The organism is Marinifilum breve, assembly GCF_003202155.1.
Classification (GTDB): Bacteria; Bacteroidota; Bacteroidia; order Bacteroidales; family Marinifilaceae; genus Marinifilum; species Marinifilum breve.
The window spans coordinates 59687-79673 of the sequence record NZ_QFLI01000008.1; the positions used below are offsets into that span (position 1 = coordinate 59687).

General features: G+C 35.9%; 11 protein-coding genes. 3 read left to right on the forward strand and 8 right to left on the reverse strand.

Annotation, left to right across the window (positions count from 1 at the left end; all coding sequences use genetic code 11):
* Window positions 1–47 precede the first annotated feature (47 nt).
* The 6 genes from DF185_RS16595 to DF185_RS16620 form a co-directional block, all read right to left on the reverse strand.
* A complete protein-coding gene (locus tag DF185_RS16595; protein ID WP_110361886.1) occupies window positions 48–3407 on the reverse strand; it encodes a PAS domain S-box protein in 3360 nt (1119 codons plus the stop codon).
* A gap of 210 nt (window positions 3408–3617) precedes the next feature.
* A complete protein-coding gene (locus DF185_RS16600; protein ID WP_110361887.1) occupies window positions 3618–4079 on the reverse strand; it encodes an Lrp/AsnC family transcriptional regulator in 462 nt (153 codons plus the stop codon).
* A 349-nt stretch (window positions 4080–4428) separates the two neighbouring features.
* On the reverse strand, window positions 4429–4683 hold the full coding sequence (locus DF185_RS16605; RefSeq protein WP_110361888.1) for a hypothetical protein: 255 nt from the start codon (window positions 4681–4683) through the stop codon (window positions 4429–4431).
* 57 nt (window positions 4684–4740) lie between these two features.
* The gene (locus DF185_RS16610) at window positions 4741–7542 is read right to left on the reverse strand and encodes an alpha/beta hydrolase family protein (protein WP_110361889.1); all 2802 of its coding nucleotides are present in this window, start codon (window positions 7540–7542) and stop codon (window positions 4741–4743) included.
* Window positions 7543–7586: 44 nt separating this feature from the next.
* Window positions 7587–8396 (reverse strand): 3'(2'),5'-bisphosphate nucleotidase CysQ, encoded by an 810-nt coding sequence (cysQ, locus tag DF185_RS16615; protein WP_110361890.1) that lies wholly within the window; start codon window positions 8394–8396, stop codon window positions 7587–7589.
* A gap of 43 nt (window positions 8397–8439) precedes the next feature.
* Window positions 8440–10221 carry an SLC13 family permease gene (locus DF185_RS16620; protein ID WP_110361891.1) on the reverse strand — a complete coding sequence of 594 codons (1782 nt, stop codon included), beginning with the start codon at window positions 10219–10221 and terminating at the stop codon, window positions 8440–8442.
* 146 nt (window positions 10222–10367) lie between these two features.
* Here DF185_RS16620 and DF185_RS16625 point away from each other — a divergent pair, with 146 nt between their 5' ends.
* Entirely contained in the window at window positions 10368–10943 is a 576-nt protein-coding gene (locus tag DF185_RS16625) for a DUF2284 domain-containing protein (RefSeq protein WP_165836054.1), read from the forward strand.
* 61 nt (window positions 10944–11004) lie between these two features.
* On the opposite strand, the gene DF185_RS16630 is transcribed toward DF185_RS16625, so the two are convergent.
* Window positions 11005–11811, reverse strand: coding sequence for a toxin-antitoxin system YwqK family antitoxin (locus tag DF185_RS16630; protein ID WP_110361893.1), 807 nt, complete (start codon window positions 11809–11811; stop codon window positions 11005–11007).
* Window positions 11812–11868: 57 nt separating this feature from the next.
* Entirely contained in the window at window positions 11869–15126 is a 3258-nt protein-coding gene (locus tag DF185_RS16635; RefSeq protein ID WP_110361894.1) for a UvrD-helicase domain-containing protein, read from the reverse strand.
* Between the two features lie 358 nt (window positions 15127–15484).
* On the opposite strand from DF185_RS16635, the gene DF185_RS16640 reads away from it, so the two are divergent.
* Together DF185_RS16640 and DF185_RS16645 are read left to right on the forward strand one after the other, a co-directional pair.
* On the forward strand, window positions 15485–19366 hold the full coding sequence (locus DF185_RS16640) for a fibronectin type III domain-containing protein (protein WP_110361895.1): 3882 nt from the start codon (window positions 15485–15487) through the stop codon (window positions 19364–19366).
* 167 nt (window positions 19367–19533) lie between these two features.
* Window positions 19534–19947, forward strand: a complete 414-nt coding sequence (locus DF185_RS16645; protein ID WP_110361896.1) for a DUF6146 family protein — start codon at window positions 19534–19536, stop codon at window positions 19945–19947.
* The last annotated feature ends 40 nt before the right edge of the window (window positions 19948–19987 follow it).

The following is a 19987-nucleotide window of genomic DNA, read 5'->3' on the forward strand; positions in this document are numbered from 1 at the left end:
AATCTGTGAATTTTTATTGAATATTAAAAATATTTAGAATAAGTCGACTAATTATCTGTAATATGGCTTTGCAACAACTCGAACAACTTTATTCTATCAATTGGCTTAGTAATGTATGCAACACAACCCGAATCAATAGCTTTTTGCCTATCACCTTTTAAAGCATAAGCGGTTTGTGCAATAATCGGCAAACCTGGTTTTTGCTCCAATATTTTTTTAGTTGCATGATAACCATCCAAATGAGGTATTTTAACATCCATTAAAACCAAGTCAATTTCTGGATGCGATTGCATCATACCCACTGCAGAAACACCATTTTTTGCCCATAACACTTTTGCATTTGTTGGACTTAAAATCTCTTCAAGCAGTTCATAATTTATCTCAACATCCTCAACTATCAAAATATTTTTTCCTTTCAAATTTGGAGTTTGTATGGAGCTTAACATTTCACATTCCTTTGATTCTGGTATGGTAACTACATCATTTAATTTGAAATAAAAGCACGAACCTTTGCCTTTTTCAGATTCCAACCAAAGTTCGCCATCCAGCAAATTTGCTATCTCTTTGCAGATCGCCAAACCAAGACCAACTCCAGATTGTAATCCCCAATACGGTTCTTCTACCTGGCGAAAAATATCGAATATTACTTCTTTGTGCTCATCAGAAATACCAATTCCTGTATCCGATACAAAAAACACAATGTTATTATCATGAATTTTGCATCCATAGTCAATTTGCCCTACATCTGTGTACTTAATGGCATTATTAAGAAGATTGGTTATCAACTGCATCACTTTGGTTCTGTCTGATGTAATAAAAATATCGCATTCACTACAGGATTTAAAGTTGGTTCCCACTTCTGTTTTATTGAATTTCTTTACCTCAGCTTTTACATACTGCTGAATGGTATTAAACATTTCAAACAACGAGAACTGATCAATATTTAATTTCACCTCCTTGGCTTGAAGTAATGAAACATCAAAAATAGATTCAATAATTCTTAGCAAATGCTTACCACTAGCTTTAACAATGCCATTCCACTTCTCTATCTTATCGGATGGTGATTCCGGTTTTAACAATGTACTAAAACCAATAATCGCATTCAATGGCGTTCTTAACTCGTGAGACATAGAAGCTAAAAATGTTGATTTTAGCTGATCACTCTCTTCAGCCTTTTCTTTTGCAAAAATCAACTCCTGTTCATATCTCTTCCTACTAAGAACCCCTGCCAACATATCAGCAAAAGTCTTAATGTGAATAACATCGGTTTTATTCCATTTTTTAGCCTGATTCACAACGTCAAACACAACACAACCCAATATATTTTCTTGGGTAATTAATGGGAATACCAATAGCGATTTAACTACCTTTCTTGGATCGTATTCAAAATTGCCAAAAGCATGAGATGGTAGTTTTTTAATATCATTTACCACAAAGTTTTTATGCTTTTTAAACCTTTCTATCCACCAGGTAAAACCCTCACTTAGCATTAGTTTAGGATTATCAAATCGAGCTACTTTCTCATTGGTAAACCACTCGTGAGTTCTTTCCAAATACTTTTGATTCTTACCTACCAAAAACATATAGGCTCTATCTGCCTTTGTATGGCTCGCTATTTTCTCTATTGCGGAATCAATGGCTTTATCGATATTCTCAACCGGAGCACTTACCAAGTCCGCAGATATTTTACTAAGTAATTTTTCAATCCTTGTTTTTCGGGCCAATTCACTCTCCGCTTTTTTCTGCCTGCTAATATCACGAACTACAGTTTGAATATATTTTTTCCCATTAAGATCAATTAGATTTGCAGTTAACTCAACAGGAAACTCAACATCATCCTTAGTACGGTGCCATGTACGCATAAAGAAACTACCCAGCTCTTCAATAATTTCTCTTATCTCAGAAACTTTCTCTTTGCTTAATACTCCTTTACGAGCAATATCTATCGGATTTAAACTCAGAAACTCCTCTTTTGTATATCCATACCGATCTACAGCAGTATCATTAACTTCAATAAAATTCTCTAAACCATCTCCTTCCCAAGGGTGAACAAACACCGCTTCGTTCAATGAATTAAAGAGTAATCGAAACTTACTTTCACTTAATGCAAGATTCTGCTCTGCATGTTTTCTCTCCGTAATATCTGTGATGTAACCTTCAATAAAAAGCGGTCTTCCCATCCTATCTTTTATGTTAAGCCCTTGTTCGAATACCCACTTCTGCTTTCCTGATTTGGTATATATTCTGTATTCTAAGGAGAATCTCTTATTCTTATCACCTGCCATCGAAACCTCTTGAGCTACATAATCTCTATCTTCAGGGTGAATAATATCATTAAAAGCCAAGCTGGCATTATAATTTAATTCTTCTGCAGTATAACCCGTAAGTTCATTTACTCCTTCACTAACAAATAGCATCGTCCAGTATTCATCAACCAGGCAGCGGTATGCCATACCTTTCAGGTTTCCTATTAAAGTAGTTAACCTCCTTGTGGCTTCAATTACTTTTCGTTGTGAGCGTTTTTGCTCTGTGATGTCGCGTATAATTACCGTAACTTCTCTTTCTCCAATCGAACTTAGACGAAACTCGTAAAAGCAAACACCCTTATTCTCAACATTTTTACGATAATCAAATATTTGAACCAGCCTTGAATCAAAAGCCTCTTCCATTGCATTGGAGAATCTCTCTCGCAACTCTTGATCAAAAAGGCTTCTTATATTCTCATTATCTATACTCTTGGGATATGTAAATAATCCATTAGGCTTTCCATGTAAGTCTATTATTTTTCCATCACGAGTAATTCGTATAATTAAATCAGGTATGGTTTCCAACAAAGCCTTGGCTTTTGCTTCGCTATTTTTTATCTGCAGATCAGCATCTATTTTTGTAGTAATATCTTCAAAAATTGTAAAAACTTTCGTTGGCTTATTGGTTTGTCTATCCAACATTGGCGTTGCAGTTACACTAATCCAAATATAATCCTGTTTTTCAGGATTAAACACACCCAAAGTAGACCTCGTAATTTCTTTTCTTGTATCCAGCGCTACTTTTGCAGGATGAGCATTTGCATCCATTAGAGAGCCATCGGGTAAAATATTATTTATCCTAGGTTCGAAGCTGTCTACTCCTAGTAAATCTTTAATCGGTTGTCCCAGTATTTTCGATGCAGCGGGATTTGCATAGCTTATTTTTCCATCAGCATCTCTTATAATTATACCTTGTCCTGTAGATTTAAAAAGTAGATTGTACTCGTCGTTGGTTCTTGTATTTTTGAGCTCATTTGCCAAATAGGTATTTTCCGAATCGAGAGCAGATAAATGTTTTTGTAATTGTTCTATCTGTTCCTGACACTCAAACATTCGCTTTTCAAATTCTTCCGGCGATATATTCTCAAAACTTTCCGACATTCCTGATTTTACATTAGATACAAAATTCGCAGTCCATACTAAGTTAATAAAAATCGCGCCAAGTATTTAATCTAATTGGTAAAAGAGTTTGAGGGGTAAGTTATACCCAATGCAATATAAAAAAGACCAATAACTTCAATACGATTGTTATTGATCTTTAATTTATTCAATACGATATTAGACTTCATTCATATTAAAATGTAAATGTCATTAGATGTAGTATTCAGAGCTATGCTTGATTTCCTTTATTACGAATGTACTATTCAGTACACCAATGTTTTTTATTTTAGATAGCTTATAACGAACGAATTCATGATACTCCTCAAGGCTTTTTACATGAATCTTTAAAATAAAATCAACCTGACCTGCCATGTGGTAACACTCTTGAACTTCCTTTAAATCCTGAATTTGCTCCTCAAATTCATCAATAAAAGTCTCATCATGATAACGCATTGAAACCTGACAAATGGCTGTTACACTTCGCTCAATTCTTTTTTTATCGAGAATGGCCACGTATTTTTTAATGAACCCCTGATTCTCCAATCTTCTGATTCTCTCATACACTGGCGAAGGAGTTAAATTCAGCATACTTGCAATCTCTTTTGCTGTTTTCTTTGAGTCGGTTTGCAATATTCTAAGAATCGTTTTATCAGTTTGATCAAGCTTATCCATAAAAGAAATTTTTACTCTGATTTATAACGTTTGCGGAAACGTAAAAGTAGTTTTATCTATTAAGTGTCACAATATCGGTAAATTTTACTTATTTGAACAAAAACACTATGTTTTTTATCGGAAAGACCTTTACTTTGTCAGTATATAACACTGGAAACAACAACAAATACTCATATAATGTCAGCTATTTAATAGCTAAACAAACACAACACACTTAACTAACAATTAGGGTTAATATAAACACCTTTATTCTCTCAGGATAAAGGTGTTTTTTTATGCACTTCCAATTTGGGAAAGGCTATATTTTTCCATTTTAAACTTCCCCAGTCTGGGGAAGGACTCTTTTTTTTCATTTTGCATTTCCCCAAGCTGGGGAAGGCTTTTTATTTTCAATTGGAGCTTTCCCAAGCTGGGAAGGGCTCTCTTTTTTCGTTTTCTCCTTTTCCCAAACTGGGGAAGCCCTTCTTTTTTCAGTTCGAGTTTCCCCAAGCTGGGGAAGGTCTCTTTTTTTTAAACGGGCTTTCCCCAACTTGGGGAAGGCGTTTTTTTTCAAAATTGACTTCCCCAAAATCCAAAACTTGTCTTTTTTTCCAAAAAAAATCATTGCATAAAAAAATGCGCCTCAAAACTGAGACGCATCCTTCTATATTAATTTCAGGTTCTATTTCTTTAACTCATAACCATCCATTTTTCCTTTTTTAACTGCAGGAATCCCATCAGTCATCCAAACCGGAGCAGGTTTTCCTTTCAAATAATAATCGAAGAATTGCATGGTTCTAATCGATAAGTCCATTCGGTTAGGACGTTTTCTTAGGTTATGCTCCTCGTTGTTATAGGTTAGCATCCAACATGGTTTTTGCAAACGACGCATTGCTACAAACAACTCGATTCCCTGATACCATGGCACCGCACCATCGTTATCGTTGTGCATAATTAAAAGCGGAGTTTTAATTTTTGGCGCGAAGAAAACCGGCGAATTTTCGATGTACTGCAAAGTACTGTTCCAAAGCGTTCCTCCAATTCTACTTTGAGTACGTTCGTACTGGAACATACGGCTCATACCGCTCCCCCAACGGATTCCACCATATGCTGATGTCATATTACTTACAGGAGCTCCAGCCATTGCACATTTGTACAAATCGGTTCTGGTTACCAGGTAAGCAATTTGATATCCACCCCAGCTTTGTCCTTGCAAGGCAACATTTTCTTTATCGATAAAATCATAACGATACATCATTGCCAATGTTCCTGTAACAATTGAGCTATAAGCCGATTCTCCAGGATATCCAACCTTGTGATAAGTGATATCTGGCATGAAAATAAGATAGCCATTGCTTACACAATAACTTGGATTAATGATAGACCAATTTGGCTGTGGTACATGATAATTGTGTAATCGATCGGATGTTCTTTCGTAGAAATACACTAACATCGGGTATTTTTTGTTGGGATCGAAATCTTCTGGCTTGTACAATAAACCTTGCAATTTCTCTCCATCTCCTGATGTCCAATCAACCAATTCAACATTACCCCAGTTGATATTCTTTTGCTGTGGATTCGCATCAGACACTTTAGTTTGATTCGAAAAATTCAATTTACTGGTCCAAAGGTTTGGATAATCAACGAAAGTTGATCGTTTGAACATGATTTGTTCAGCAGTTTTTGCCTTTTCCACACCATATAACTTGGCATCTTCGAACACAATTTGTTTCGGATCATCCTCTCTTTTCAGTTGATAATAGCCCGATTTTTTATTGAACTCATGAAATGCACTTAAAAGAACTGGCTTTTTCAAATCAATAAACAATTCCTCATCATCCAATTTCACGTAATCAAAACGGATATTGTTTCTGCGACCAAAACCATTAGTCAAATTTACTGCCGGTTTCATCCCCGCCGGATCAATCATCCAAAAATCGTAACGGTCTTGAATGATTACATTCTTATCGCCTTTGGTCCACCCTACTATTCCATATGGATTTGGATCGTTTGGAGTATCGTGAGTTTCGCTGTAGAAATTCGCATTGATTTTTTTGGTTAAAGCAACTGTTTTTTTGCTTTCAATCTGGTAAGAATACCAGATGCTATCTTGAGTTTCGTACCACAATAAATATTTCTGAGCTGGAGAAATACGAACATCTGAATTTTTCTTTTCCAGAATCAATTCTCTCTTACCCGTACTGGTATTTACAAGATAATAATCGGAATACCAATCGTCCCACGAAGTTAATTGCTGATATGGAAGAGGTGAATTACCCAATGCCAATTCTGCATTGCCTTTATCGTACAACTCAACACTGCGCATATCTTTATCTGCTAGCTGAACCAATTTGTTGTTTTTGGTGTGATAAACCGCCATCCATGTGCGCTTTTTCTCTTTCTCTGCCTGAACTTTTTGTTGTGGCTGCAACAAAGGATCCTTCCAGTTCCATACATCAACATGGTACTTTTCCTCGTCCAACAAAGTATCTTTCACCTCTTTTTCTGGCTTTGGAGCAACACCAAAATACAATTTCTCACCATCTCTCGAGAAAGAAAGTCTTCCATTTTTACTCACTGTCCAATTCTCTTGAATCTCACGAGATAGAGTATCAACAATTCGCTTGCTATCGCTATTTAAATCGCCATAATACAATTCGTAACATTTGTTTTTGACAGTATCAGCAGAGAAAATAAAAGAAATCTGATCTCCATTTGCCGAAATGGTCGCTTTATCTGCTTCTCCCACTTTCTCGAAAACCTGATTCACTTTCGCAGTTTTACCATCAAAAGTTTTAACCAATACAGTTTGCGTACTATCGCCAACCGATTGCATAAAATTCACAGCATTTCCATTTCTTGATAGCGCATAATCGGTTACATCTTCAAACTTAAATTCCTTGCCATTTACAAAATTCTTGATCACAAGTTGGCCTTTTTTAAGCTTACCGTTGCCATTCTTTTTCTTTGGCTTTTTAACTTCTACCGAGTCCTTTGCCAAACTGTCTTTTTCCTCCTTTGGCATTTCAAGGTAGTAAGCCATCCACTCACCTTTTTCTTCAGGCATTTGGAAAGATTTTAACTCTGGTAATTTCACCAATTCTTTACTGCTTAGGTTCCAAATTCCGATAGAATCTTTTGGCATATCCTTCTTGTCAACTTTGTCTAATTTAGCCTGACGAACTGTATCGTACTGAGCCTTAATTTTAAAAGTTAAAATTTCAGATTTTGGTGAAAATTCAGCATTAAAACCTCTGGCAATCGAATCTAACTTTTTTGTTTTTACCTGGTACAGATAAAGAAATCCGTCCCCCTTTTGTGGATTTACTTCATAAGATATCCATTCTCCATTGGCAGAAATCTGCTGGCTCTTTAAGTTTTTCCATCCATCGTAATCGGTATGTTTCAATGGAACTTTTTGCGCATAAGCTGTTACTTGAATCATAAGTAAACAGACCAATACGGCTTTAAATAAATTTCTCATTTGTTTTAGTTGTAGGTTGCTTTATTGGTTAATTCTCAATGAATCTATCGCGAGCAAATAAAGCTCGGATTCATCAAATCCTTCTTATTGTATTTTAATTCTATATTGGTGTTAATCTGCAATACTTTACCTCCCGAGGCTTTAACAATTGCATGGCCAGCAGCTGTATCCCATTCCATAATCGGACCAAACCTAGGATAAACATCTGCTTCATTTTCCGCAATCATACAAAGTTTTAGTGAACTTCCTTTCGAAATCAACTTCACCTCTTTTTTATCTTGTTTCAATTTCGCAATAAACTGTTTGGTTTCCTCATTCATATGCGATCGGGAACCAACAATAAGCGTTTCATTACGATTTTGCGCCAAAGGCAATTTGTGAGATTTTTGAACTAGCATATCCAAATCCTTATCCCATTCACTTATTTTATCTACTCGATACGCACCTAATTCCACATCGGCAAAATATAACTGCTTATAAACCGGGACATAAATCACACCAGCAACTGGCGTTTCCTTATCAACTAAAGCAATATTAACAGTGAACTCATCATTTCGTTTTATGAATTCTTTGGTTCCGTCAAGCGGATCAACAATCCAACATTGCTCCCACTTCTGTCTCTCTTCATAATTCAAATGCTCCCCTTCTTCACTTAAAACAGGAATTCCCATATTATTAATAACAGAAACAATGGCATCATGAGCTCTTTGGTCAGCTAATGTTAAGGGTGTATTATCCAATTTTAATTGTATCTCGAAATCTTTGGATTCGTACACTTTCAGGATTTCTTTACCTGCCAATAATGATGCCGAAATGGCTTCAACCAAAAGCTTTTTTCTCCTACTAAAATTCATAGATAGATTGTCGTAATATTACTTTGTCCTATGCGCTTATCTATTAATAAAAATAAATGTATGACAGAATCAAAACTGTAAAAATCATGTAAATGATTGTTAGGGGAAATCCTATTTTAAAGAAATCTTTAAACGAATAACCTCCAGGACCATAGACCATGATATTCGTTTGATATCCAATAGGAGTCATGAAATTAGCTGCAGCTGCAAAAGCCACAATTAGTACAAATGGCTCGGGATCCAAATGCAAGCTTAAGGCCATTGTTAACGAAATTGGAAAAACAATTGCCACGGCTGCCTTGTTAGTAATGTAGGCAGCTAAAACAGAAGTAATCAAGTAAATTCCAAATAGAACACCCACTTTACCCAATGGAAGAAATACGGATATCAATAAATCCGCAATAATCTCAGCTAATCCTGATTTTATCATAGCAGTTCCAAAGGCCAGCGAGAGGGATATGATCAGTGCCAGATTAAAATCTACCATTCTGGCAATATCCTTAGGGTTGGATATCTTCAAGCCCAAAATTACAATGATCATTACAATCAATGTCATAAAGAGTGGCACTATATTTAAAGCAGATAATATTACTGCCAAGACTGTACCTCCCAGCAATAAACCAATTTTATATCCTTCTTGCTTTCTGAATTCTTTTACTTTAGAGATAAAGTAGAAATCCTGAATGCGATGCGTTCTTTCAACAAAATCATCCCCTCCAAGCAACAACAAAACGTCACCAGCACGTAACTTTACTTCTCCAATTTTTCCACTAACTCGGCCTCCATTTCTATGGATTCCAATTACAGCAGCATCGAATTGCCCTCTAAAATTTGCCTCTTTTACTGTTTTTGAAATCAGGGTTGAATTATGAGAAATCACAATCTCTACAACCTCAATATGCTTCTTATGCGTAAGCATACCCACTGTTGGAAGCGTTAAACCTGAATTTGGCAGTACCAAATCTGCAATGGTTTCCGTATCACCAGCAAATAATAGTCTATCTCCTTCTTCCAATCTAAATTCATGCGAAACTGCTGCAACTCTTACCCCTCCTCTATTAATTTGGAAAAGATAAAGTCCTTTTAAGTTTCGAAGGTCTGCTTCTTCAATTGATTTCCCAATCAAATCGGAATTGGGTTTAACGTGTGCCTCTACAATATACTTCCTGGTATTTTCCGAAAAATCGCCTAAAATATCCTCCTTATCTGGTAGTAGTTTTTTACTTACAAATAACAAATAAGCTGATCCAATAAACATCATTGGCACGCCCACATAAGCAAAACTAAACATACTTAAAGATTCCAAACCGGTAACAATGGTTTGGTCTTTTACCATACCGTTTACAATTAAGTTTGTTGATGTTCCGATAAGAGTTATACAACCACCCAAAATGGCTGCATAGGAAAGCGGAATTAGTAATTTTGAGGGAGAAATATTGTTTCGCTTGCTCCAAGAATGCACGTATGGCATCATTACAGCAACCAATGGAGTATTGTTTAAGAATGCCGAAAATCCACCAACCAAAAGCATCATTCGGGCCATAAAGGCTTTGTAGCCATTCGCCCGTTGAAACACTTTATCGAAGAGGGTTTCTACAATCCCCAAATCTCTAATAATATCACCAATAAGGAGTAGCATTAGAATTACAACAACCTGATCGTTGGCAAAACCACTAAGAATTTCTGATGGTGTTAAAATTCCACTTATCCCCAAAATCACCACACCTATTAAGAATGTAAAGGCAGGACCAATCCATTCTTTATAGAAGGAAATAAGAATAAAAACCAATACGATTAATACAATTATCGCATCAAGTGAGAGCATAGATAAATTTTTGGGTACAATTCAAGATACGAATATACAAAAATACCTTCAGGTACGGATGTCTTTCTCACACCTTTGCGCAAATGTTATACAAGCTATTTTTAAGAAAGCAATTATTATACTTTTGTGATAAATTGAATATTACAATGATAGAGGTTAAGACAGATACAATTGTTAAGCATTTTAAAAATCGGAAAATCGAAATGGAAAGAAAGGTGTTGGAAATTCCAAAATCTGAAATATTTCTTTTTCTGAATAAAGAAGAGTTCAATTCGCATTGTAGAAATGCTTGCCCAAACCACAATAGCAAATGGACTTGTCCGCCCAACTGTCCAAATTTCGAAGATTACTCCGAGTCCTATTCAAAAATCCAATTGTTTCTATTTGTTACTTCAACAAAACAATTTGATTTTCTGCCTCAAGAAGAATGCTCACTTGAAGCGTATAACTTTACAAAAGAAGAGTTACAAAATTATCTACGTATTAATGAACCCATTGATGGTAAAATGATAGCAGCCAACAGTTGTGAAGTTTGTGCTACCTGCTCAATAATAAATGGAAAACCATGTTACTTCCCTGAAAAAATGCGCTATAATTTGGTTGCTTTCGGATTTAATGTAGAAAAAATACTTACTGAATTGTTTCAACATGAATTAAAATGGTCAGCAGAAAATATCATCCCTGAATATGTAAGTAGTGTTGGTGCTATATTAAAAAAATAATCTGACATTAAACAAAAAAAGCTCCCTTCTGAGGAGCTTATTATTTCATTATAGTATATCCTTATTGTGGATTCCGAACCGAAATTGGCACACTTACCGATAATACTCTTTTGTTTTGATAAGATGTAGATTCTATGGCAACAAGTTTCACATTCTTTATCAACTGTGTTCCTTTACCAACTTTGAATTTGTACTCTGCAATGCCATTTTTTGATGTCAATTCCCCAAATCCATTAGCATCTGCAGGAAAATATTTTCCTTCTATCAGTTCCCCTATGTAGTAAACTACTTTTTTTCTACCGTTGCTTAATCTAAATCTTAGAATATACTCACCGGTTGTCTTTACTCTATCAATCTTATCAACAAGAATTTTGGGAGTAGATTTAAGCTTATTGGATTTGTTGATTTCTTTTAATCCTGTCGAAAGCATATTATTCTTATATACCAACTCGGATTTTAGGTTTCCAGATTCCCAATATTTCCTCTGGTATCCATCTTTCTTACCAAATTTGTAATCCGTTTCTCTATAAACTTTTCCGCTTTTGTAATACCAAATCACCTTACCATGCTTTTTTCCATCTTGATAAGGGATATCGTACTGTTTTTCTCCACTTTTGTAAAAGGTATTACTCACACCCACTTTTTTGCCATCCTTAAAAGTAACTATGGATTTGATACTTCCATTATCGTACTTGTATTTCTTGACTCCATTTTTAGGTTGCTTGTAAATAACTTCTTTTTCCTTTTTTACTTCTTCTTGCTTTTTTGTTTCCCGATTAATGGTCTTAATTGAATCAATAGCTGAAACAATTAAATCACATGAGCTAAACATGATAGCCACTAGGGATAAAATAATTATTTTTTTCATTTAAATGTTAGTTGGTTAGTTGGCTTCACAAGTTAACTAAAATTATCATAAATAGAACTAAACACTTACAATTTCAGATAATTTTCCATACAATACATATCCTTCAACATGATTGAAACCTAAAGACTCAACCAATCTTTTATAAACCGTAACTTGTTTTTCGTGAGATTTTAATTTCTTCTTCCCAAACTTGTAATCAATTACAATGGCATTTTTTCCTTTTCGAATTACCCTATCAGGACGGTAGACTTCACCGTTCCCTTTTAGGATATCTCTTTCATTCACAACTTCCCAATCTTTAGAAAACCATTTTGCAACCCGATCATCAGCCAGCAATGTTTTTGCAAACTCCAAGACTTCTTCAGCCTGTTTTTCATCTAACTTCCCTTCAAATTGCAATTGTGCAACAGCTTGGTCTAAATCTTCTGCATACTCTATTAATTGGAAAAGCTGATGCAAAATATTCCCCCTGCTCACAGGAGAAAAAGATTCCACTGATTCTGCTTCGGAAAAATCAAAATAATCTGCAGAATGAGATCTTAACTTTAACCTATCATCCAATAATGAAGCTGGATATTCCATCGACTTTTCTTTTGAAGCTGGGATACTTACATTTTTCTGACTTGGCAAATTCCCCATCTCAAAACATTTATCTTCTTCGTTCCAGAACTCACCAAGAGATACTATTTTGTCGCCATAAAAATCAGTTGAAAACACATTTGCCTCTTTAAAAACAAAATGCAGCAGATCAGCTACTGTTTTTAGCTCTTTGTTTTTGTTTATTGGCGAATAGCTAATAAATACCTCTTCTGCTCTGGTTTGAGCCACATACAATAAATTCAGATTATCAATATATGACTGCAACTTCTCTTCGAAGTATTCCTGATAATATATCGTTTCGCGTAACGAACTGCTGTAGCGAACCGGCAATACATCTAAAATATCAAAACCCTCAACTTTAGGCTGGCACCATAAAATATTGGTATGCCGTGTATTATCTAAATCCCAATTTGCGAAAGGTAATATTACAGCTTTAAATTCCAAACCTTTAGACTTATGAATTGTCATGATTCGAATGGCATCCTGTTCATCGGATACCGAAATTACCTCTTTGTCTTTTCTCTCCTCCCAATATTGCACAAAGGAATTCAAATCTGGAGAATCACTTTTGGTAAAGCCTAAAACCAAATCTTGAAATGCTTCCAGGAAAGGGTAATCATCCGAGTTTTGATTCAAGCCAAATATCTTAATCAACTTCTCGGTTAAATCGTACAATGGCTGACGTTTTAACTCTCCAATATGATCTTGAAATTCCTTTGGAAAAGTGGCATCAAAATTCTCATCGGTAATCACATACAAATCATCAGTACTTGTATTTACAGACTCCTGAACGTACAAACTATATTCCTGCTTTAAGAAACCAATGTTTATTTTATCATCAGGATAAACCAAATAATGAAGAAGGTGAACTAAAAAATTAACCGTAGATGAGTTCTTTAAATAAAGGGAATCATTGGAAATAACATCGTAATTGATATTCTCCTTTGCATTTTCACTAGCGCGATAAGCCATTAAGGTATCAGCTACCAATCCTCCTTCTTTACCATTTCTCACCAAAATTGAAATGTCTCTGGCTTTGTAACCACTAGATTGTAATTCTTCTATTTTCAGAGGTAAATCTTCCAAAACCTGTTCTACCCAATCCGATTCATTTTCCTTTTCAAGAAAATGAGCTTTAACATATCCTGATGCTACTTCTCCCTTATCAGGAATATGTTGATATACATCCTGGTATGCACTCACAATTTTTTGCTTCTCATCCTCCATTCGATCTGAAATCTCTACAGGAATAGATTCATTGTATTGATTTTGCATGATTTGAGCTCCCAATGCGAAAGTGGCATTGTTAAAATCAATCACATTTTTGCTACTTCTCCAATTGTAATTTAAGCTTAAGCCATTCACTCCATAAGCGCTAAAGTCTGTATCCAACTGATTTGCCAACAATTTCCAATCACCGTTTCTCCATCGATAAATAGATTGCTTTACATCACCTACTACAAGTGAATGCTGATCTTCAGCCAAAGAGTTTCCAACCAAAGGCCTGAAATTATCCCACTGCATAGACGATGTATCCTGAAACTCATCAATCATGAAGTGCTTGTACACATTACCAATTTTCTCGTAAATAAAAGGTGAATCATTGTTTCCGATAATGTCTCTTAACAACCTACTCGCATCCGATAATAGAAAAATATTTTCCTCTTCAGAGTACTCCCGAACTTTCTTCGAAAGGTCTGTAAGAATTCCCAAAGTATAAATGTAGCTGAGCGTCTTTTCGGTTGAATTGTACAACATCGATTGCTCATCGTAATAATTCACTACAGCTTTCAGAATATCATTTAAGCCAGATGAAACAGCTGTTTCAACAGCCATTTTGGTTTCTTTTGCAGCTTTACCTGCAACCCATTTCTTTGGCGTATCAATTGCAGCTCGGGCCCTTGCACCAGGTTCATACTTTCCGCCCTTTCCCAATCGTTCCAGATAACCTGCCACTCCTGTTTTGCCATATGAAAAATCGGCAACACTTAAAGTGTGACTCTCCATAATTCTTGTTGCTTCATCACCTTTTGATGCAAAAAATTGTTCAAACTCCTCCTTAATCTCATTCAGGATTTTTCGATAAGAGCTTAGAAACTTTTTATCTGATAATTTATCAATCAAACTGTTCGAGAAGTTTTGAAAATCTTCCTTGAACACTTCACTTCCAAGTGTTAATATATCTTGTTTAAAATTCCAAGTTTTTCCATCCCTGATTTTAGATTCTGCAAAGGAAGAAAGCCAGTTTCTTAATTGCGAATCCTTATCAACATCCTGCAACAAGTGGTCTACAACATCACTCAATACTGAGCTCTGATCCAACTCAATATTGTAACCCATTTGCAAGCCAATCTCTCGGGTAAAAGAACGCACAACCTTTTGAAAAAAACTATCAATGGTAGTTACTGAGAATCTTGAATAATCATGAAGCATTCGATTCAAAATCTCTTTTGCTCTTCTTCTCAACTCTTCAGAATTAAGCTGATTCGCCTCACACAATTGCTGTGCATATGGCGACTTTTTTCCGGATGAGATGATATGAATCTCTTTTAAGATTCTCGATTTCATTTCATCGGTAGCCTTATTCGTAAAAGTAACCGCTAAAATATTCTTATAGCTTAAAGGATCGCTGAAAACAATGCTTAAAAACTCACCAGTAAGTGTATACGTTTTTCCTGAGCCTGCTGAAGCTCTATATATATTAAGTTGTGACATTCCAAGTTGATTTAAGCCGAAAATTACAAATAATCTTTTCAGTACAGTTCTTAATAAACCATAAAATTAATATCAGATCCTCTAATAATAAAATTCATCTTTTTGATAAATAAATTTTATTAACCTAATATCATGAATAGTTTAATTTTAACTAATCAACTAAAATTAAACAAAATTCTCTACAAGCAAATAATAGCAAACAATCCTACGAAATTAAGGAACACCTTCGAACCATTAACAATAATTTCAACCTACAAGCTCCCAAAAACACTCCTAACCTTTTGATATTGTACTATTAAGCATTTTTAATTAACTTATTGAAAGTTTTATAAAAACATTCACTTTAAACCAAGCAGTTATGAAAAATTTTTTTACTCTATTTCTTTGTCTAATATTTCTAACTGGCTTCAGCTATAGTCAGGAAAAGGAGATTAATTCTGAGGGAAAATACAAAGGAATTATTCGAATTAAATTTGAACAAACTGAAGACCGAAAAGTTGAAGCCTTACATCAACTTCTCCAAGAAGCTAAGGATGTTAAGCTCAAACAAAAACCAGAATTTGTTCAAACCAATTTTGAAAGTGTCAATAGAGTTAATGAGCAATTTAAGGCTCATAAGATGAAAAGGGTTTATCGTCATGCGGGTAAACACGAAGCTCGACACAAAAAATTTGGTCTACACCTTTGGTATGAATTAGAATTTAATTCACCAACTCCTGTGAAACAATTAATCGAGTCATATAATAATGTTGCTGAAATTTCCATTGCAGAAGGTGTACATGCAGTGAAACATGTAGCAATGGATAAAGGAAAAACCATTGCTCCTGCAGCTTTGCCTTCTGGTACAAATGATCCATTGTTTGGAGATCAGTGGCATTACGAAAATACTGGTCAAAATAATGGTACTGCCGGAGCTGATATCAGTTTGCTTGAAGCATGGCAAATTGAGACTGGTAATTCTAATGTAATTGTTGCCGTAGAAGATGGTGGTGTAGATTTTGACCATGCTGATTTGGCTGCAAATATGTGGGTAAATCCAGGTGAAATACCAGGTAATGGAATTGATGATGACAACAATGGTTACGTTGATGATATATATGGTTACAACTTTGGTGATGACACTGGTGAAATTTATGTAGGTGACCATGGAACACACGTTGCTGGAACCATTGCAGCGGTTAATAATAATGGCATAGGTGTTAGCGGTGTTGCTGGTGGTAGTGGCAATGGCGATGGCGTTAGAATCATGTCATGTAATGTATTTGCCGCATCAACAGGTGGATTTGCAGAAGCATTTACCTACGCAGCAGATAATGGTGCTGTAATTTCTCAAAATAGTTGGAGTTACCGATATCCATATTACTACGATCAGGCTGTACTTGATGGAATCGATTATTTTATTGCCAATGCAGGTGGACCTGACGCGCCAATGGATGGTGGTATTGTTATTTTTTCAGCTGGTAACGACAATTCGCAAAGTAGATATTACCCAGCTTACTACGATAAAGTTCTTTCTGTTGCTGCAACAAACAAAAATGATGTAAGATCATACTATTCTAATTATGGGGATTGGGTTGACATTGCAGCTCCTGGAGGAGAATTGGAAACTACCAATGAAGATCCAACAGCAATTCACAGTACATATCCTAACGATCAATATGGAGTTATGCAAGGAACATCAATGGCTTGTCCACACGTTTCGGGTGTTGCTGCATTAATCGTTTCGAAATATGCAGGTAATATTACACCTACCGAACTTTGGAATAAACTGGTTGATAACACCGATGATATTGACGCATTACAAAGTTCAACCTATGCTGGTAAACTAGGTAGTGGTAGACTAAATGCCTATAAAGCATTAAGCGATGACAACTTGCCATCTGTTCCTTCGGGCCTAACAGCAACCAATGTAGGCCAAACTTCTTTTACCATTGAATGGAATGCTGTTTCGGGTGCAACTAGCTACGATTTGCAAGTAAGAGAAGAAGGTGGAAACTGGCAAGATTACAACACTACAGCTACAACTCATGATTACACAGGTGCAACTGCAGGCACAACTTACGAATTCCGTGTCAGAGCTAATAATGATGCCGGAGCAAGTGGTTACTCTGCAATTGCAAGTACAACAACCGAAGCTGCACCAACAGCTCCTGACACTCCTGAAAATCTTACAGCATCAGCAATTACCTACAATTCAATGACCATAAGCTGGGATGCAGTAACAGATGCTGATGACTACGATCTTGATGTTCGTCCACAAGGTGGATCATGGACTACAATTAATCAAGTTGGGACTTCATATGATTATACTAGTCTTTCAGCTGAGACAACTTACGAATTCCGTGTTAGAGCTAACAATGAAGTAGGATCAAGCGATTATTCTGCAATTGCCAGTGCAACTACAGAAGCTGCTCCTACTGCTCCAGATACACCTACCAATCTTACAGCATCTTCAATTACATATAGCTCGATGACAATCAGCTGGGATGCGATGCCAGAAACCGATGATTACGATCTGCAGGTAAGAGAACAAGGTGGAAGTTGGACAACCATTAATCAAACGGGAACTTCGTATAATTATACTGGATTAACTGGTGAAACAACTTATGAATTCCAAGTTAGAGCCAACAACAGCATTGGTTCAAGTGCATATTCAAACATTGAATCTGCAACTACACTTGAAGCTCCTACTGCTCCACAAACTCCTATAAACCTAATGGCTTCATCAATTACTTACAATTCCATGACCATAAGCTGGGATGCAGTAACAGATGCTGATGATTACGATCTTCAGGTAAGAGAACAAGGTGGAAGTTGGACTACCATTAATCAAACGGGAACTTCGTATAATTATACTGGATTAACAGGAGAAACAACCTATGAATTCCGAGTTAGAGCTAACAATGAAATAGGTTCAAGTGCATATTCAACTATAGAATCAGCAACAACTCTTGAAGCACCAAGCGCTCCTGGTATTCCACAGAACGTAATGGCTTCAAACATTACCTATAATTCATTTACAATTAGCTGGGATGCTTTAACTGATGCCGATGATTACGATCTTGATATTAGAATCGCCGGTGGTAGCTGGACATCTTTCAATACAAGTGCTACAACTTACGATTATACAAATGCTGATGCCTCAACAAACTATGAATTCAGGGTAAGAGGAAATAATGAAGTTGGATCTGGTGAATATTCTACAGTCGGAAGCTTGACTACAGATCCTGTTCCAGCTCCAAACACTCCTACCGGATTAAGTGCGTCAAACATCACATCTGGTTCATTTACACTTAGCTGGAATTCCATGCAATTTGCCGATAACTATGATATTCAAGTCAGAGAATTAGGTGGCGTGTGGGAATCTTACTCAACAACATCAACAAGCTTTGATTATACCAGCGCTTTGGCTGAAACCACATACGAATATCAGGTAAGAGCAACCAATTCAACTGGAGATAGCGATTATACTGCTGTACAATCCTTAACTACATTGGGAGAATCTCCAACTCCTGAGTATTGCGAATCATACGGTAGAGATACTCGATATGAATACATTGATTTAGTTGAATTTGCTGACATGAGTAATCCATCAGGAAATGATGGTGGTTATGGAGACTATACCGGACTAATCGCAAATGTTGCTCCAGGAGGTTCTTATACCTTAAACTTCTCGTTAGCATATACAAGAAGAACCTACGCGGCCCACTGGAAAATTTACATCGATTTTAATAGAGATGGTAACTTTAGCAATAGAGAATTAGTTGCAACAGGATATACAATCAATTCAGGCGTATCATCGAAAAATGTAAATATACCTTCTGATGCAGCGCTAGGACATACACGCATGAGAGTAATATTGAAGCACAGAAGAGCTGCAGCAAATGGTTGTCAAGTTTTCAGCCAGGGTGAAGTTGAAGATTACACGGTAAACATTTCGAATACAGCACCTGCAAGTATTGCTAAAAATTCTTCTTTTGGATTGCCATTAAGTGATACTCCTCCTGTTGAAGAACTAAAACTTTATCCTAATCCTGCCAAAGACTATGTGAACCTGTTTATTCAGGGTAACATTCAGTCGAGAGTAAAAATTAGCTCGATAACTGGCAAGACAATAAAAATTGTTACACTTGACATGGAAAATAACACGCTTGATGTTTCCGATCTTGCTCCAGGAATGTATTTCATTTCTATTGAAGATGAAGAAGAAGTAATTACGAAAAAACTACTAAAATTATAATTTCAAATACTAAATGTAAAGGCAGGTGTTTCACACCTGCTTTTCTTTTTTTAAGTGTTACCAATCGCAACTTTTTACCTTACAAAACGTTCCTATAATACAGCCTCTCTCAATATTGATTCAATCAATACTATAAGTGTTCTTTTAAGCATTAAAACGAATGAACTATGAAACATTTATTATTTATTCTAGTTGCTTTCTTTGCATTGGCGGCTTGCAGTTCATACTCTTCATTCAATCAACCTGAAATTGTAAATGATAATACAAGTGAGCTTGCTACAAACGAACTTGCAGATAGTACCGAATACGAATTATTAATTTTAGATATTGGTTTCGAAAATTGGTTTGTTACACGAAATATGCCAGCAACAGCACGCACCAATAGCTATTATAAAAATTGGAATCACAGGTATGTTACAGAGTGGAATATAAAACACTCACAAGGACATCCATATTTCGAGAATCACATTTACTACGATCCTTTCGAGGATTATGGTTTTGATATCAACTACAAGTTGTATCACTACTTTCAGTTTGTTGAAGAAAAAACAGGCGTTATTTTAGTGCAAAGAGGAAGATGAGCATAAAAAAAGCGGAAGACCATGAATCTTCCGCTTGTAA